This window comes from Croceicoccus sp. Ery15, from assembly GCF_020985305.1.
Taxonomy (GTDB): domain Bacteria; phylum Pseudomonadota; class Alphaproteobacteria; order Sphingomonadales; family Sphingomonadaceae; genus Croceicoccus.
Map to the genome: position 1 here is coordinate 240,342 of NZ_CP087588.1, position 16,364 is coordinate 256,705.

Annotated in this window: 12 protein-coding genes and 1 pseudogene; 10 read left to right on the forward strand and 3 right to left on the reverse strand. The window is 58.8% G+C overall.

The features are described 5' to 3' along the window. Nucleotides 1-587: 587 nt before the first annotated feature. Nucleotides 588-1,577: a GSU2403 family nucleotidyltransferase fold protein gene (locus tag LOZ77_RS01265; protein WP_066761518.1), complete on the forward strand. Its 990-nt coding sequence runs from the start codon at nt 588-590 to the stop codon at nt 1,575-1,577. A gap of 316 nt (nt 1,578-1,893) precedes the next feature. Further along, nucleotides 1,894-2,076: a hypothetical protein gene (locus LOZ77_RS01270; protein WP_230280481.1), complete on the forward strand. Its 183-nt coding sequence runs from the start codon at nt 1,894-1,896 to the stop codon at nt 2,074-2,076. A 162-nt stretch (nt 2,077-2,238) separates the two neighbouring features. On the opposite strand, the gene LOZ77_RS01275 is transcribed toward LOZ77_RS01270, so the two are convergent. Then, nucleotides 2,239-3,270: an IS110 family transposase gene (locus LOZ77_RS01275; RefSeq protein ID WP_230280482.1), complete on the reverse strand. Its 1,032-nt coding sequence runs from the start codon at nt 3,268-3,270 to the stop codon at nt 2,239-2,241. A 102-nt stretch (nt 3,271-3,372) separates the two neighbouring features. Between LOZ77_RS01275 and LOZ77_RS01280 the strand changes: the two are divergent. Then, nucleotides 3,373-4,263: pseudogene (locus LOZ77_RS01280) on the forward strand (IS3 family transposase); the annotation flags it as partial. Between the two features lie 205 nt (nt 4,264-4,468). Here the strand turns inward: LOZ77_RS01280 and LOZ77_RS01285 are convergent. Both LOZ77_RS01285 and LOZ77_RS01290 read right to left on the reverse strand, forming a co-directional pair. Continuing rightward, nucleotides 4,469-6,385: an AMP-binding protein gene (locus LOZ77_RS01285; RefSeq protein ID WP_098108407.1), complete on the reverse strand. Its 1,917-nt coding sequence runs from the start codon at nt 6,383-6,385 to the stop codon at nt 4,469-4,471. Continuing rightward, nucleotides 6,382-7,311 carry a DMT family transporter gene (locus tag LOZ77_RS01290; protein WP_066762459.1) on the reverse strand — a complete coding sequence of 310 codons (930 nt, stop codon included), beginning with the start codon at nt 7,309-7,311 and terminating at the stop codon, nt 6,382-6,384. The genes LOZ77_RS01285 and LOZ77_RS01290 overlap by 4 nt, the downstream gene beginning before the upstream one ends. 136 nt (nt 7,312-7,447) lie before the next feature. Between LOZ77_RS01290 and LOZ77_RS01295 the strand changes: the two genes are divergently transcribed. The 7 genes from LOZ77_RS01295 to LOZ77_RS01325 are packed head-to-tail and all read left to right on the forward strand — an operon-like array spanning nt 7,448 to nt 16,354. Continuing rightward, complete coding sequence (locus LOZ77_RS01295) at nt 7,448-8,827, forward strand: aromatic ring-hydroxylating dioxygenase subunit alpha (RefSeq protein WP_066762456.1); 1,380 nt, start codon at nt 7,448-7,450, stop codon at nt 8,825-8,827. Between the two features lie 25 nt (nt 8,828-8,852). Then, a complete protein-coding gene (locus LOZ77_RS01300; protein WP_066762449.1) occupies nt 8,853-9,377 on the forward strand; it encodes an aromatic-ring-hydroxylating dioxygenase subunit beta in 525 nt (174 codons plus the stop codon). 42 nt (nt 9,378-9,419) lie between these two features. Continuing rightward, entirely contained in the window at nt 9,420-10,517 is a 1,098-nt protein-coding gene (locus LOZ77_RS01305) for an NAD(P)-dependent alcohol dehydrogenase (RefSeq protein ID WP_066762443.1), read from the forward strand. A 34-nt stretch (nt 10,518-10,551) separates the two neighbouring features. Further along, nucleotides 10,552-13,218, forward strand: a complete 2,667-nt coding sequence (gene ppdK, locus LOZ77_RS01310) for a pyruvate, phosphate dikinase (RefSeq protein WP_230281946.1) — start codon at nt 10,552-10,554, stop codon at nt 13,216-13,218. 53 nt (nt 13,219-13,271) lie between these two features. Beyond that, complete coding sequence (locus LOZ77_RS01315; RefSeq protein WP_098108409.1) at nt 13,272-14,234, forward strand: dihydrodipicolinate synthase family protein; 963 nt, start codon at nt 13,272-13,274, stop codon at nt 14,232-14,234. A 25-nt stretch (nt 14,235-14,259) separates the two neighbouring features. Further along, nucleotides 14,260-15,273 (forward strand): ketopantoate reductase family protein, encoded by a 1,014-nt coding sequence (locus LOZ77_RS01320; RefSeq protein WP_098108410.1) that lies wholly within the window; start codon nt 14,260-14,262, stop codon nt 15,271-15,273. A 13-nt stretch (nt 15,274-15,286) separates the two neighbouring features. Beyond that, a complete protein-coding gene (locus tag LOZ77_RS01325) occupies nt 15,287-16,354 on the forward strand; it encodes a tartrate dehydrogenase (protein ID WP_230280483.1) in 1,068 nt (355 codons plus the stop codon). Nucleotides 16,355-16,364 lie beyond the last annotated feature (10 nt).

Here is a 16,364-nt window from a genome sequence, read left to right on the forward strand (position 1 = left end):
TGGATGCTTCGCCTCGAGGAGCCAAGCGGCGAAAAATGAAAATGAGTTTCGAGTCCCGAAAAAGGCATCGAACCAATGCATTAGACGGCTTTTGAGGGCCTTTTGAGGGCTTTTTGGAGACGACCGAATTCCTAGCTATCTGATAAGACGTAAAAAATTATTTCGAATGTGATGCCTCTTCTGGGCACCATTAGCTTAAAGCATTGAAATACATAGAAAAATGGGATACTTTGAGGACTCACATTGGTTCTCCAAATTCTTGTCTCGGCTTGTCTTTTCCCTTCTCTTTCAATGCCTATCGGTCTCCAGCGTTCGAATCATCGATAGTCCCGGATCATTCTGGCTTGAAATTCTTGCGGGCCTTTCTATGGGCCTTCTGAAAATCCGAATTAGGAGGCCCGCATCGTCATTCCCGTGAGGAACGCCTCTTTCCTGTCTCTTGAGCGATTGCCACGCTTGGGGAAGTTTGGGGAGCGGTCTAGGCAACTTACCCTGCAATTCGTATGAATTGAGGAGATGCTGCGTAAATCTTGCATTTCCGGTCTTTACCCTGCATTTTCGTGAAATCGCAGATTGCAGGGTAATACATGAACTTCAAACCGTTTTCCGACGAACAGGCAAGGGTGATCGTCAATCTCGAGCAGACCTACCAGGTCTGGATGGAGGCCCTGCGTGCGCTGAATGAGATGCCCTACAACATGCGCATTAAGGAGGTTTCTGGTCGAGAATATCTTTATGAGGTTACAGATCGGCGCGGATCGATGAAGAGCAAGGGCCCGCTCGATCAGGAAAAGCAGGCTGAATTCGACGTTTACAAGGCTGAGAAGGCAGAGCTCAAGGAACGTCTTTCAGGAAGCAAGGACGCGCTCAAGGAACAAGCGAGCCTGTACCGCGCGCTGCGTCTCCCAATGCTCCCGGCGGAGGCGGGCAAGATCCTGCGCGAAGCTGACCGCCTTCGTTTTCTTGGACATCAGGCCATGGTAGTCGGCACCAACGCTCTGATTGCATATGCCTTGGAGGCAAATGGATTCATTCGAGATGCGCCCGACACAACACTGGATTTTGACATGGCGTTGACCGGAATCGAGGCTGATGAGGACCGACCAACCTTATGGAAAGTGCTTAAAGAAGCCGACTTGACCTACTCGGTGAACACCGAGCGGCCTTTCCAGGCACGCAACGCCAAGGCATACGAGGTGGAAATTCTTTCGGCCCCTAGCCGCATTAGCGGACAAGTCTTGCAGGACCGACCTCGGCCCATACCGCTACCCGAACAGGAATGGCTGTTGAATGGACGACCGGTCGACCGCGTCGTTGGTGTACGCGACGGCGAAGCTGCGCGCATGGTTGTTCCCGATCCGCGATGGTTCGCCTTGCAGAAACTGTGGATGGCAGAAAAGCGTGAGCGCGATCCGCAAAAGAAGCCCAAGGATCGCAAGCAAGGAAATGCCGTGCTTGATGCAGTCTGGGTTGCCATGCGGCATTACCCATTGGATGAAGAATTCTGCAAAGAGCTGCCCGAAGTATTGAAGCCGCATTTTGAACGATGGGATGCCAAGAAACCGCAGCGCGATTAAGCGATCCGACGCCGGCTCCCTTGTTATCGGTTGCTTTCAGGTCATCGGTAGGTGTCGCCGTACTAAGCTTTCCGGGATCACTGTCGTAGCGATGGTGACAGAAACTGGGCCGATTGCGGACTGTCGGCTTTTTGGGAAATTTGTACGGATATTACATGTAGCGGCGCGAGGCTGGTCGGAGCGAGAGTCTCGCGCTGAATTTTGTCTTCCGACATGCGTTGTGAGCGGGGTGGGTTATTGCGCCGTCGCTCTCCAGTTGAATAGCCCCTAGATTTGTGGACGCCTTCTTTCCTAAATTTGAGGACAGGAGGCGACGATGGGGAAAGCTAATTTCAGCGACGAGTTCAAGCGTGATGCGGTGGCCCAGATCACCGAGCGCGGCTACCGGGTGACCGAGGAGCGCGACATCCTAAAAAACGTATGGCCCGCCCCGTCTGCAAGGGTAAAATTGGATGGCGTAGTGGGTCTGCATCAACGTATCCGGTCTCAGGTCTGCTGACCTGGCCAAGATGGGTTCCGCGCGGCAGGAGCTTCATAAAGCCATCGGTGACAAGCACCACATTTTTAACCAGGCTTTCCCGTCCGCCGGTTCGACCGTTATGCCATCTATCTCACCTCCACAGACATTCTGAGCGCCCAGCCTCGACTGACCGCAATTCCGTCAGATGGTTGCCTCCTGCGATCGATACACGTCACCGCGCCGGAGAACGGCCCAGGCGATCCGCGCCAGTTTGGCTGCCAGTGCGACGACCGCAACGTTGGGATGCGCGCGAGCAAGTAGATTGCGTAGCCACGCTCCTATCGCTGTTTGTTGCTCGGCAAAGTGCCTCATCGCGGCCCGTGCCCCATGGATGAGCTGGGTCCGTAAATAACGATTCCCACGCTTGCTGATGCCCAGCATTTTGGTTTTACCGCCGGTCGAGTGTTGTCGCGGCGTCAGACCGAGCCATGCGGCCAGATCACGCCCTTTGGCAAAGGCGCTGGCATCGCCCACTGCAGCGACCAGCGCCGTGGCATTAATCACACCGATGCCGGGAATTGTAACCAGGCGCCGCGCCAGATCGTCCTCGCGAGTTAGCGCCACCAGTTCGCCGTCATAGGCCGCTATTCGCTGGTCGAGCTGGGTCCATTCGTCGCGCAGGTCCTGCAGAAGATGCAGCATCCTGGCACTGATTGGCGGATCGTCCGCCATGAGTTCGTCGAGCCGATTGATTAGGGGACCACGGCGCTTTGGCAGAATGATACCCCGCTCCAGCAGCATCGCGCGTAACTGGTTGGTCAGCCGGGTCCGCTCTGCAACCAACCTTGCGCGTGCGCGATGCAGAATTTGCAGGTCGAGCTGGGCTTCGCTTTTCGGTGTCACCAAGCGCATTGTTGGTCGGGTCGCGGCTTCAGCAATCGCTTCGGCATCGCGATCATCGGTCTTCTGCGCCTTGACGTAGGGCTGAACATATTCGGGCGACATCAATCGCACCGAGTGACCATGCGACTGGAATATTCGGCACAGAAAATGCGCGCCGCAGCATGCCTCCATCGCCACCACGCATCGCGGCAGCTTCGATACGAACTTAATCAGACCCTGTCTCGTCATCCGTCGACGCAACACGACTGCGCCGGAATCATCAAGGCCAGCAACGCTGCAACTGTTTTTGCCAAGATCAACGCCCAGAACACTGATTGCCAAATTCGTCATTGCTCGTCTCCTCTTCCATTCCGGCGCCGTTATAGCGCCGGTCGTTGAGGGGCGGGCCATCCCATAAAGCCACCGCGTATTTGACCTTTGGCCACTTCGTTCCGCCAGGGATGCAAAGTGAGATACGCGTTCGTTGCCGAGCATCGCACGCTGTTCCCGGTGCGCGCGATGTGCCGGTGTCTGCGCATCCAGCCCAGCGGCTTCTACGCCTGGTTGAAGAACCCGTTGAGCAGACGGGCGAAGGAAGATGCTCGGCAGACCGAGCTGCTCCGGCAGGCATGGGAAGACAGCGGCAAGGTCTATGGCTATCGCAAGCTGCATGACGACCTGCTCGATCAGGGCGAGACTTGCTGCCCGAACCGCGTGGCGCGTCTCGCCAGTCTGGCGGGTATTAAAGCGAGGATCGGCTACAAGCGCAGGCCGGGCAGCTATGGTGGCAAGCCATCCAGGGTGGTCGACAATACGCTGGCCCGCCAGTTCGATGTCGCGGCACCCGACAAGACATGGGTGACCGACATCACCTACATCAGGACGCAGGAGGGCTTTGCCTATCTGGCGGTGGTGATCGACCTTTACTCCCGCCGAGTGGTGGGCTGGTCGATGCAGAACCGCCAGATCACCGATCTGGTCCTGCAGGCACTGCTGATGGCGGTGTGGCGCAGGAAGCCGAAGAACACCGTGCTGATCCACTCGGATCAAGGATCGCAGTTTACCAGCATGGACTGGGCCTCGTTCCTGAAGGCGCACAACCTGGAGCACTCGATGAGCCGGCGTGGCAACTGCCATGACAACGCGGTGGTCGAGAGCTTCTTCAACCTGCTCAAGCGTGAACGCATCCGGCGACGGACCTATCGCTCACGAGACGAGGCCAGGCAGGATGTGTTCGATTACATCGAGATGTTCTACAACCCGATACGCAAGCATGTGAGGAACGGGATGCTGTCACCCGTAGAGTTCGAACGGCAGCAGATGATGAGCACCGAGGGCGTCTAGACAACTCGGGGCTATTCACAGTTCCGGCAGGTGATAAGCAATATGGTCGAAATGGAGGCGACCACGCTGGCGGTCATTCACGTTTTTTGGGCAACCTCCGCCATGCTTTTAATGGCCACGGCCCTCATCTGGCTCGCCCCGCGACCGACGAAATCGGGCGGCATGTCAATGGGGCATTGAATCGCGAAACGAGCTGCCGCGATAGTCATTTCGCCGACTTGGCCTCCACTAACGTGGCAATTGCCGCGGGAACAGAAGTGTCCTCAATTGTGGGAGGAATTTCAAAAGGCTCGCTGTTGACGATCTTGCGCAGCAAGTTGCGCAGAATCTTGCCGGAACGGGTTTTGGGCAATTGCGGCACAACATGGACTTTCTTCAGAGCCGCCAGCGCGCCGAGCTCGTCGCGCACGGCTTCAACTGTGCGGCTTGCCAGAGCCTCGTCGCCGTCGTGCCCGGTGCGGGCAGAGACAAAGGCAATCGGAATCATGCCTTTGATCGGATCATCGGCGCCAATTACAGCACATTCGGCAACGCCGTCCTGGCTCGCGACGATCTGTTCCATCTGACCGGTCGAAAGCCGGTGACCAGCGACATTGATGATGTCGTCGGTGCGCCCCATGATGTGGAGAAAGCCGTCGAGGTCGCGATAGCCGGCATCGCCCGTTTCATAGAAACCGGGAAAAGTCGCAAAATTCTTCTCATAGCCCGCCTTGTTGTTCCAAAGGGTCCGGAAGGCCCCAGGCGCTAGCGGCGCACGAATGACGACATTGCCGCTGTCGCCTTCGGCAACGGGCTTTCCGTGATCGTCCAGGATCGCGAACTCATAGCCCGGCACCGCCAAGCCGGCGCTGCCGCGCTTGCGGCGTCGATCACCCAGGCCAATGCAGGTGGCGATGGCGGGCCAGCCCAGCTCTGTTTGCCACCAATGGTCGATCACGGGCAGGCCGCTGTTCTGTTCAAGCCAGTCTATCGTATCGGGATCGGCGCGTTCGCCAGCCAGAAAGATTGCCTGGCATCGTCCGGTGCCGATCTGCCCGAGCAACCTTCCGTCAGGGTCTTCCTTGCGGATGGCGCGGATTGCGGTCGGCGCGGTGAAGAACGACTTCACGTGGTGACGGGCGATGATCCGCCAGAATGTCCCGGGGTCGGGTGTTCCGACCGGCTTGCCTTCGAACAGGACGGTTGTCGCTCCGACGAGCAAGGGTCCATAGACAATATAGCTGTGACCGACCACCCAGCCGACATCGGAAGCCGCCCAGAACGTGTCGCCGACTTCGATACCATAGATATTTTCCATGGACCAGGCCAGCGCCACAGCATTTCCGCCATTCTCGCGCACCACGCCTTTGGGCAGGCCAGTTGTTCCCGAAGTGTAGAGTACATACAGCGGATCGGTTGCCGCTACCGGAGCGCAGGGCGGTATTTCATCGCCAATGGTGCGTGTACGAAGTTCCATCCAATCGATATCGCGGTACGGGTTTAGCGTGGCGGCAACCTGTTCGCGCTGGAGGAGCACGACGTTCTGGACCGGGTGAGAGGTCAGCGCGATCGCCTCGTCCACCAATGGCTTGTAAGCGATCGTTCGTCCGCCTTCGATCCCACAAGAAGCGGTCAAGACAAGTTTCGGCGTGGCATCGTCGATGCGTTTGGCGAGTTCGAGTGGCGAAAAGCCGCCGAACACCACCGAATGAACCACACCGAGCCGGGCGCAGGCGAGCATGGCAAAGACGGTCTCCGGGACCATCGGCATGTAGATGACCACCCGATCTCCTTGCGCCACTCCCAGGTTCTTGAGCATTGCTGCCACCCGACCCGTTTGTTCGAGAAGTTCGGAATAGCTGTACCGCTTGATCGTCTTGGTGACCGGGCTGTCGTAAATCAGCGCAGTGGATCCGCCGCGACCTGCTGCCGCATGCCGGTCGAGACAATTATGGCAGGTGTTCAGCTTGCCGTCCGGGAACCATCCCTCAATATCATCAAATGCCACATTCGGGGGCGTGAACCAGTCGATGGCTTGGGCTGCCCGCCCCCAGAATTCGGCTGCGTTCTCGCTGGCTTCTTGCTGTGCCCTCTCAAGGCGGCGTATTGCGCCCTGCGACGATGGGTTTCCGGTTGAACTCATTTTTTGACTTTCCTCGACAACAGGATCGACGCGATTATGATCAGCGATCCAAGTACATGATATTGCTCAAACCTCTCTCCCAGGAGCGGTACAGCCATCAATACGCCAAACACCGCCGGAAGGTTCATGTAGATGCCGGCCCGCATCGATCCAATGAGGGCAACCGCCCGGTTGAACAAGGCATAGGAAACGAGTGAAGGAAAGATGCCAATGAACACCAGCGCACTTGCCGAGGTTAGCGAGAGAGCGGACGGGCCTTCGAGCAACAGGTGCAATGCGTAGGGGATGGCAAGCGAGACGATACCCGCCGCAAACAACACCACCAGCAGGCTCAGGTGATGCAGCTGGGGTGCCTTGCGCAAGGACGTCGCATAGGCGGCGTAGAGAAACACCGCGGCCAACGCTAGCAGATCGCCAGTGTTGAGCGCCTCGAGGCGCAGGTTCGCCAATTGCCCCTTGGTCATGAACCATGCGACGCCCAAGATCGACAGTCCGGCGCAGGCAAAATGGAGCAAGGCCACGCGTTCGCGGAAAATCACTGCCGGCATGACCAGCGTCATGATCGGCATGGTGGATTGGAGCAGCAGATTGTTTGTTGCCGTAGTCAGCTGGAGACTACTGTAGACGAGCAAGGAAAAGACCCCGACACCAAAGAACCCCAGCAATCCCAGGAAGGGCCAGGACCGGCGAATAGCCGGAAGGTCATCGCGAAGATGCGGCCAGGCGAATGGCAGGACACATGCCGCGGCGATAAGCCATCGCCAGAAGCCTATCGTCACTGGGGTCAGGTCGTCTCGAATCGCCCGACCGACAATCGGGTTCAATGCCCAAAAGAAACTTGCCAGGCACAGCAGCAGCGTCGGAGTGTGCCAAAAACTGGACACAATTCCGTGCCTGAAACGTCGGACGTGATCGACTGTCGACATTGCACTCTCACCCGGCACCGGGGACCGAAAGATACGGCTTGCATCCCACAAGTGCATTGCATATGGTGCATCGCGTTGCATGTATAGTGCGAATCGACTATGCAGTACTCAGACAAAAATGCATGGGAGCGATGTTATGAAAGGATCGTCGGCACTCGTCGACAACATCGGTGCGAGCCAGTCTCGCCGGGTGTTCTGGGATCAAGATGTCTATCAGCTGGAGCTGGAGCGGATATTCTCGCGATGCTGGCTCATGCTCGGACATGATTCGCTAGTTCCCAAACCGGGCGACTTCATTACTACGTACATGGCAGAAGACCGTGTCATCTTGTCGCGGCAGCCGGACGGTTCACTGAAGGCGTTCATCAATTCCTGCACTCACCGCGGCAACCAGATCTGTCATGCCGACAGCGGCAGCGCCAAGGCGTTCGTGTGCAATTATCATGGTTGGGTTTTCGGTCAGGATGGTTCGCTCGTCGATGTTCCGATGGAAGAGCGGTGCTATCACAGCGATCTCGACAAATCCAAGCTGGGGCTCGCGCCGATCCGGGTCGAAACTTACAAGGGCTTCATCTTCGGCTGCCATGATCCCGAAGCGCCCTCGCTTGAGGACTATTTGGGGGACTTCTGCTGGTACCTCGATACGATCTGGGATGGTCCGGACGGTGGTCTGGAACTGCTCGGGCCGCCGTTGAAGAGCACCCTCGCCTGCAATTGGAAAGTCCCGACCGAGAACTTCGTCGGCGATGGGTATCACGTGGGCTGGACGCATGCCGCCGCTCTCCAGATGATCGGGGGCGAGCTGGCTGGCCTATCGGGCAATCGCGCCGACATGCCGTTTGACGACCTTGGTCTGCAATTCACCATGCGGCATGGCCACGGGTTTGGCCTGATCGATAACGCGGCGACTGCGATCCACGTCAAGCGCGACGGGTACGTCAAATATCTCGAGGAGACGCGGGGCGGAATTCGCGAAAAATTCGGGCCGGAGCGCGAACGGCTTTATGTCGGTCACTGGAATACGTCGATCTTCCCAAACTGTTCGTTCCTCTACGGAACCAACACCTTCAAGATCTGGCATCCGCGCGGGCCGCATGAAATCGAGGTCTGGACCTATACCATGGTGCCGAAGAATGCCGACACCGAAACTAAGCGGTCGATCCAGCGCGAAGCGATCCGTTCATTTGGTACGGCGGGAACGCTCGAAAGCGACGATGGCGAAAACATGTCGTCGGCCACCTACAACAACAACGGTATCATCACCCGCAAGGGGTGGATGAATTCGAGCATGGGCAAGGACCGCGAAGGGCCGCACCCCGTCTATCCAGGAATTGTCGGGGTCAGCTTCATCGGCGAAACTTCGTATCGAGGCTTTTATCGTTTCTGGCAAGAAATGCTCGATGCGCCAGATTGGGCCGCCATCCGGGCCAATGACGATACCTGGGATGCAATGTGGACCAACCGTAATTTCTGGCCTGAACGTCTGTCGGCGAAGCAAGCCGAGCCGCAAGACTGATCCCGACAGCAATCTGGACCGCAAGATGACCGAAACACGCAAGCCCGTAGGCATGGAACTGCATCATGCCATCGTCAGTCACTATTCCGCCGAGGTGCGGATGTTGCAGAACCAGCAATATCGCGAATGGTTCGATACTGTAATCGCCGAAGATATCCATTACTGGATGCCAGTTTACGAACAGCGGTTCGCACGTGACCGCCGCCCGGATCCAACCCCGGGGGATGCCGCAATCTACAACGATGACTATGCCGAGCTGCAGCAGCGGGTCGACCGGTTGCTGACGGGTCAGGTATGGATGGAAGATCCGCCATCACGTATCCGCTATTTCGTCACCAATGTCGAAGCATTCGAAATTGCACCGTTTGAATTCGAGGTCTTCTCTAATGTTCTGGTGCACCGCAATCGCCGACAGAGCGAAGTTTACGTGCACACGCTGGGACGCGAAGACAAGCTGCGGAAAACAGACAGCGGCTTCAAGGTATTCAGCAGAAAGCTGAATATCGACGCGCGCGTCGTGCAGGACAAGAATCTCTATTTCTTTGTATAAGCAAATTCAATCAACTGGAAATCAGGAAACGGGAGAGCAAGAATGGACGCATACGCGGCAATTATCGAGCGTCAAGGCGGCGAATTCGTTCTGGATAACGTCTCTATCGAGGATCCGCGCGACGGCGAAGTGCTGGTCAAGGTTGCCGCAGCTGGCATGTGTCATACCGACCTGACGGTTCGCGATCAATATTACCCGACGCCGCTGCCGGCGGTGCTGGGCCATGAAGGTTCGGGCGTTGTCGAAAAGGTCGGACGTGGCGTCACCACTGTCAAGCCAGGCGACAAGGTCGTGCTCTCCTTCAGCTATTGCGGCACCTGTCCATCGTGCCTCAAGGGGCATCAGGCCTATTGTCCGAGCCTGTTCCCGCTCAATTTCATGGGCCGCCGCCTGGATGGTTCGACGCCGATTACCCGCAACGGCCAAGAGGTCAACGCCTGCTTCTTCGGGCAATCCTCGTTCGCGACCTATTCGATCGCGTCGGAAAACAACTGCGTCAAGGTTGCCGACGACGCACAGATCGAACTTTTGGGCCCACTGGGCTGCGGTATCCAGACCGGGGCGGGCAGCATCCTCAATGCGCTTTGTCCCGAACCTGGCTCCTCGATCGCGATCTTCGGGGTCGGGTCGGTCGGCCTCAGCGCAGTGATGGCCGCCAAGGCCTCGGGCTGCCTCAAGATCATCGCGGTTGACCGCAACGCAGACCGCTTGGAACTGGCGCGCGAACTGGGCGCCACCGATGTGATCGACGCCAACACGGTCAACGCTCAGGAAGCGATCGTCGCGATGACCGGTGGCGGCGCCGACTATGCCATGGATACCACCGCCATTCCAGCGGTGCTGCGCTCGGCGGTGGACAGCACGCACAACATGGGTGAAACCGCAGTGGTCGGCGGGGCGAAGCTGGGCACCGAATTTTCGCTAGACATGAACAACATGCTGTTTGGCCGCAAGTTGCGCGGCGTAGTCGAAGGATCGAGCACCCCGCAGGTCTTCATCCCGCAACTGATTGCGATGCAGGAAGCCGGGCTGTTCCCGTTCGAGAAGCTCTGCACCTTCTATGATCTCGACCAGATCAACCAGGCCGTCGAGGATACCGAAAAGACCGGCAAGGCGATCAAGGCTATTCTCAAAATGTAGGCCCACGGGGCGGTCACCAGGACTTCCAGCTGAAATGAAGAGCGTATTTTCCTTTGGTTCGGGCATTGGACCCGAAGGCGCGCTCGTGCTGGACAAACGCGTCCTTGGCGGGAAGGGCGCAAATCTTGCAGAAATGGCGCAAATCGGCCTTCCGGTCCCGCCGGGCTTCACTATTGCCACCGGCGAATGCCTCGCTTATCTTGACCACGGCAGAGCTTCACTTGATCGCATCCGCGATGAGGTTTCGGCTGCTTTGGGGCTGGTCGAACGGGCGACGGGCAAGACGTTCGGCAATCCTCGCGATCCCCTGCTGGTCTCGGTGCGTTCGGGCGCGCGGGTATCCATGCCGGGGATGATGGACACGATCCTCAACCTTGGCATTAATGATGCGACCGTCACCGGCCTGGGCCAGTCCTCCGGGGATGAGCGGTTCGCGCTCGACAGTTATCGCCGCTTCATCCAGATGTATTCCAGTGTCGTGCTCGAAATCGAGCATGGCGTATTCGAGGCAGCCCTTGACCGCATCAAGGAAGATCGCGGCGTCGATGAGGATATCGATCTTCGAGTGGAGGATCTGCGCGGCCTGATCGCGACCTTCAAGGATCTCGTGCTTGCCCATCACGGCGCGGCCTTTCCTCAGGATGTACAGGAACAACTCTGGACGGCAATCGAGGCGGTGTTCCGCTCATGGGACTCACCGCGAGCCAAGGTCTACCGGCGCCTGAACGATATCCCCGGAGATTGGGGCACGGCGGTTAACGTCCAGGCCATGGTGTTCGGAAATCTTGGCGAGACCAGCGCTACCGGCGTCGCCTTTACCCGCAACCCTGCAACCGGCGAGAAGGCCTACTACGGCGAATGGCTGGCCAACGCCCAGGGTGAGGATGTTGTCGCCGGCATCCGCACGCCCCAGTATCTGACCAGGGCTGCCCGCGAAGCCGCAGGTGCGCGGCTTCCCTCAATGCAGGAAGCGATGCCGAAGGCCTATGCCCAACTTGCTGAGGTGTTCGAACTGCTGGAGCGCCACTATCGCGACATGCAGGACATCGAATTCACAGTCGAACGCGGCAGGCTCTACCTCCTTCAGACCCGTTCGGGCAAGCGCACCGCCAAGGCCGCGCTCAAGATTGCCGTCGACATGGTCGAAGAGAGCCTGGTCGACGAAGTGACCGCGCTGCTCCGCCTCGACCCGGCCTCGCTCGACCAGTTGCTTCACCCCTCGCTCGATCCGAATGCCCCGCGGGTGCTGCTCGGAAAGGGTTTGCCTGCCTCGCCCGGGGCAGCCTCGGGAGGTGTGGTATTCGATGCGGAAACAGCGGCACGGTGGGCCGAATTGGGAGAGAAGGTCATCCTCGTCAGGCATGAGACGTCGCCTGACGACATCCATGGCATGCACGTCGCAACCGGCATCCTGACGGCGCGCGGCGGCATGACCAGCCACGCGGCCGTGGTCGCGCGGGGTATGGGCCGGCCATGCGTGGCGGGCACCGCCAGTCTCAAGATCGACCCGGTCGCGCGGGTCGCCGAGATCGGCGGCCAGCGGCTCGAAGAGGGCGCATTCATCACGATCGACGGTTCGACCGGCGAAGTGTTCCTGGGCGAACTGCCGACGATCCTGCCCAAACTTTCGGGCGATTTCGCAACGGTGATGGCATGGGCTGACAAGCATCGCCGCCTGAAGATTCGGACCAACGCGGAAACCCCGCTCGATTGCGAAATGGCCCGCCGGTTCGGGGCCGAAGGGGTCGGGCTTTGCCGAACCGAGCACATGTTCTTCGATGAAAGCCGGATCCTCGCCATGCGGCAGATGATCCTGGCCGACAGCGAAAAGGAACGACGCTCCGCGCTCGACCAGCTATTGCCCGAACAGCGCGCCGACTTCCGCCGGATCTTCGAGATCATGGAAGGCTTGCCAGTCACCATCCGCCTCCTCGATCCGCCGCTGCACGAGTTTCTGCCGCATACGGATAGCGAATTCACCGAGCTTTCGCGGGCGATGGGTATTGACGTGGAGCAGGTTCGGCATCGCGCAATCGAATTGGCGGAAACCAACCCCATGCTGGGGCATCGAGGCTGCCGACTGGGCGTGGTCTATCCCGAAATATACGAAATGCAGGCTCGCGCGATTTTCGAGGCTGCGCTCGAAGTCGCGGGCGAGGCGGGCATGGCGGTCTGTCCCGAAATCATGATCCCGCTGGTCGGATTGCCGCGTGAACTGGAATCACTGAAGGATACCCTGTACAGGGTCGCTGAAGTCGTGTTCGCCGAAAAAGGCGAGCGGATCGCCTTTAGCGTTGGCACCATGATCGAGCTGCCGCGGGCAGCCCTGGTTGCCGACGAAATCGCTGCAAGCGGGGAATTCTTCTCGTTCGGAACCAATGATCTGACCCAGACTACGCTGGGGATCAGCCGCGACGATGCGGCGCGTTTCCTGGGTGCTTATGTGGAAAAAGGCATTATCGCCAAGGACCCGTTCGTCACCCTCGATATCGAAGGGGTCGGCAAGCTGATCGAAATGGCATCGCGCAAAGGACGCGAAACCCGGCCCGACCTAAAACTGGGGATCTGCGGCGAGCACGGCGGCGATCCGGCCACGATCGCTTTCTGTGAGGAGATCGGGTTGGACTATGTCAGCGCATCGCCTTTCCGGGTGCCGATTGCCCGACTGGCTGCGGCCCAGGCGGCGCTGGCGCCTTCATGAACGGCCGATGCAAGCTGAAATTCTGAACCAAATCGAGATGAGGTGCACCTAAAATGGAATATGATCGTAAGGATGCCAAGGCCTGGGCAACGAAGACCGTAAGGGGCTTCTATCAGTGTCCGATCACCCCGATGACCGCCGATTACAAGTTCGATGTGGACGGTATCCGCTACAACATCGATAAATATGTCGAAATGGGCGTAGATGGCTTGGCCGTCGGCGGGTTCATCGCCGAATGCTGGAACGTCTCAGCGTCAGACTGGTTTCGCTATCACGAGATCGTTGCCGAGGCGAATGCCGGGCGGCTCGATCTGTGGACCATCGTGCTCGATCCAAGCGTCTATACCGCGATCGAGAAGATGCAGTTCGTCGAGAAGCTCGGGTATAACGGGGCTGAGGTGATCAACCCGGTTGTGCAGCTCAAGCGCGACGACGAAATCTATTCCTGGTTCAAGTTCCTGACCGACCACACCGATCTGGCCGTCTGCCTCTACCGGACCCCGGTTTCGGGCACCGTGCTGAGCTGGGACCTAATGCGCCGCCTGGCCGATATCGAAACCGTGATCGGCGTCAAACAAGGTGCCATGAGCCGTGCCGAGACAATCAAGATCCGCCAGCTAATGCCTGAAGGCTTCAACACGATGGAGCCATTCGAATACTTCTTCCTCGACGATCTGCGTCTTGGCGGCACCGTTTGCTGGGGTGAATTGTCCTACATGCTGTACGGCAAGAAGCGCCATTTCGCCAAGGAATACATCCGCCTGGCGCATGAAGGAAAATGGGAGGAAGCGCGGGCCGCTTCCGATCAGCTCAGCGAAGTCCGCGAATTCTATCACGACAACTTCCTGTGGGATATCGCCCGCACCGCGACCTATGCCAGCGCACTTGCCAATGTGAAGGCCTGGTACGAAGCGATTGGCCTCAAGGCTGGCCCGATCCTGCCGCCGGTGGCTGATGTGACGCCGGAAAAGAAAGAGCAGATCAGGGCCAAGCTGATCGAACTGGGCATTGCCTGAACCGAACCAACGGGAATCCCAAAGCATGTCCAAGCAATTGCATTTCTGTTTCCACGGCGCCGGCGGGCTAGGCTCGGTCATCGGCGGATTCCTTGCGCGCGGCGGCCACAAGGTCACGCTGATTGCGCGCAAGCCCCATGTCGAGGCGATCCGCCGGGATGGCCTGAGTATTTCGGGTGTGCGGGCGCAATTCGTCCAGCGCGAAAACCTCTTCGCGGTCGAAACGCCCGAGGAGGTTGAAGGCGACATCGACTATTACATCCTGCTGACCAAGGCCAAGGGTACCGATCAGGCGCTGGACGATGCGCAGGTGTTGGTCGATCGCACCGCTTGCGCGCTGACTTTGCAGAACGGCGTGGGCAAGGAAGGCAAACTCCAGGCCGCGTTTGGCAAGGACAAGGTGATCGGCGGCTCGATCATGGACGGGGCGACCCTGCTCGAACCGGGCAAGGCGCTCAATCACATGGCGGTTCCCGTCACCGCTTATTTCGGCGAGCTGGAAGGCGGGGAGAGCGAGCGCACGCGGATCATGGCCGAAGCGCTCGACGCTGCGGGCATGGGTTCGCGCTCAACTCCCGATATCGTCCATGTCCATTGGGAAAAATTGGTTCAGGTCGGTGGAGCATCGTCGTGGAGCGCCAGTACGCTGGGCGCGCTTCCAAAGCTCGATTTTGTGGATGGTGTGGCGGTTCGCGAAGGCGCCGAACACTATGTCCACGTCGTCAAGGATCTGCTGGCGATCTACAAGGCACTTGGCTACGAACCGCAGAACTATTTCGCGCCTGTATCCAGATTGGTCGAGATTGACCGTGAAGGCTTTGAAGAGGCAGTGTCCGGTGTCATGGCGATGGGCACCAGATTCAAGCCGGAAAACCGTCCCGTCCGCACCTCGATGCATGACGATCTCGTAGCGGGCCGGCGGATGGAAGTTGACGAGGTCCTGGGGCCGCTCGCGGCGGCAGCGGAGCAACTGCAGGTTCCTGCGCCAGCCTTCCTCAGCGCCTATCGGGTGCTCAAGACTTTGAACAGCTATCTGTAGTGAAAGATTGACCATGAGGCGTTATTCTATCGCCAGCATTCCGGGAGATGGAATTGGCCGCGAGGTGGTGCCTGCCGCAATCGAGGTGCTGACGGCGGCAGCGGCCAAGTGCGGTTTCGTGCTCGAATTCCGGCACTTCGACTGGAGCTGCCAGACCTACCTCAAAACCGGCAAGATGATGCCCGATGACGGGCTAGATCGGTTGCGGGATCATGATGCGGTGTTCCTCGGCGCGGTCGGCTTTCCCGGGGTACCCGATCATATCTCGCTGTGGGGGCTGCTGCTGCCGATCCGGCGCGAGTTCGAGCAGTACGTCAATCTGCGTCCGGTGCGGCTGCTGCCGGGCATCGCTTCGCCTCTGCGCGACAAGGCTCCTGGCGACATCGATTTCTGGGTGGTGCGCGAAAACTCGGAAGGCGAATATTCCCAGATCGGCGGTCGGACCGGGACCGGCGAGAACGAAATCGTCGTCCAGCAGGCGATCTTCACCCGCCGGGGCACCGACCGCATCTTGCGCTATGCCTTCGACTTCGCTCGGCGGAGCGGGCGCAGGCATGTGACCAGCGCGACGAAGTCCAATGGACTCTATCATTCGATGCCGTTCTGGGACGAGCGCTTTGCCGCGATCGGCGCCGAATACCCCGATGTTGCCGCCGATCAGTATCATGTCGATATTCTCGCCGCACGCTTTGTGATGTCGCCCGAACGGTTCAATGTGGTGGTTGGTTCGAACCTTTTTGGTGATATCCTATCCGATCTGGGGCCGGGAATCACTGGCACCATCGCTGTGGCTCCTTCTGCTAACCTCAACCCCGAACGGCGGTTCCCTTCGATGTTCGAGCCGGTCCACGGGTCTGCCCCGGACATCGCCGGGCAGGGCATCGCCAATCCGATCGGCCAGATCTGGTCGGGTGCCATGATGTTGGAGCACTTGGGCGAAGACGAAGCCGCCGCGCTGGTGATGCGCGCGCTCGAAGCCTCGCTCATTGCTCCTGATATTGAAAAGACCCCCGATCTTGGCGGAAACGGGACAACCGCCGGATTTGCAGAGGCAATCCGCACCAAGTTGCTGGGATTCTAGCCTGAAGGCT

Bases quoted from the DNA above. Each gene is read 5' to 3' on its own strand.
- LOZ77_RS01265 (WP_066761518.1), top strand. From the start codon at position 588: ATGAACTTCAAACCGTTTTCCGACGAACAGGCAAGGGTGATCGTCAAT.
- LOZ77_RS01270 (WP_230280481.1), top strand. From the start codon at position 1,894: ATGGGGAAAGCTAATTTCAGCGACGAGTTCAAGCGTGATGCGGTGGCC.
- LOZ77_RS01275 (WP_230280482.1), bottom strand. From the start codon at position 3,270: ATGACGAATTTGGCAATCAGTGTTCTGGGCGTTGATCTTGGCAAAAAC.
- LOZ77_RS01285 (WP_098108407.1), bottom strand. From the start codon at position 6,385: ATGAGTTCAACCGGAAACCCATCGTCGCAGGGCGCAATACGCCGCCTT.
- LOZ77_RS01290 (WP_066762459.1), bottom strand. From the start codon at position 7,311: ATGTCGACAGTCGATCACGTCCGACGTTTCAGGCACGGAATTGTGTCC.
- LOZ77_RS01295 (WP_066762456.1), top strand. From the start codon at position 7,448: ATGAAAGGATCGTCGGCACTCGTCGACAACATCGGTGCGAGCCAGTCT.
- LOZ77_RS01300 (WP_066762449.1), top strand. From the start codon at position 8,853: ATGACCGAAACACGCAAGCCCGTAGGCATGGAACTGCATCATGCCATC.
- LOZ77_RS01305 (WP_066762443.1), top strand. From the start codon at position 9,420: ATGGACGCATACGCGGCAATTATCGAGCGTCAAGGCGGCGAATTCGTT.
- ppdK (WP_230281946.1), top strand. From the start codon at position 10,552: ATGAAGAGCGTATTTTCCTTTGGTTCGGGCATTGGACCCGAAGGCGCG.
- LOZ77_RS01315 (WP_098108409.1), top strand. From the start codon at position 13,272: ATGGAATATGATCGTAAGGATGCCAAGGCCTGGGCAACGAAGACCGTA.
- LOZ77_RS01320 (WP_098108410.1), top strand. From the start codon at position 14,260: ATGTCCAAGCAATTGCATTTCTGTTTCCACGGCGCCGGCGGGCTAGGC.
- LOZ77_RS01325 (WP_230280483.1), top strand. From the start codon at position 15,287: ATGAGGCGTTATTCTATCGCCAGCATTCCGGGAGATGGAATTGGCCGC.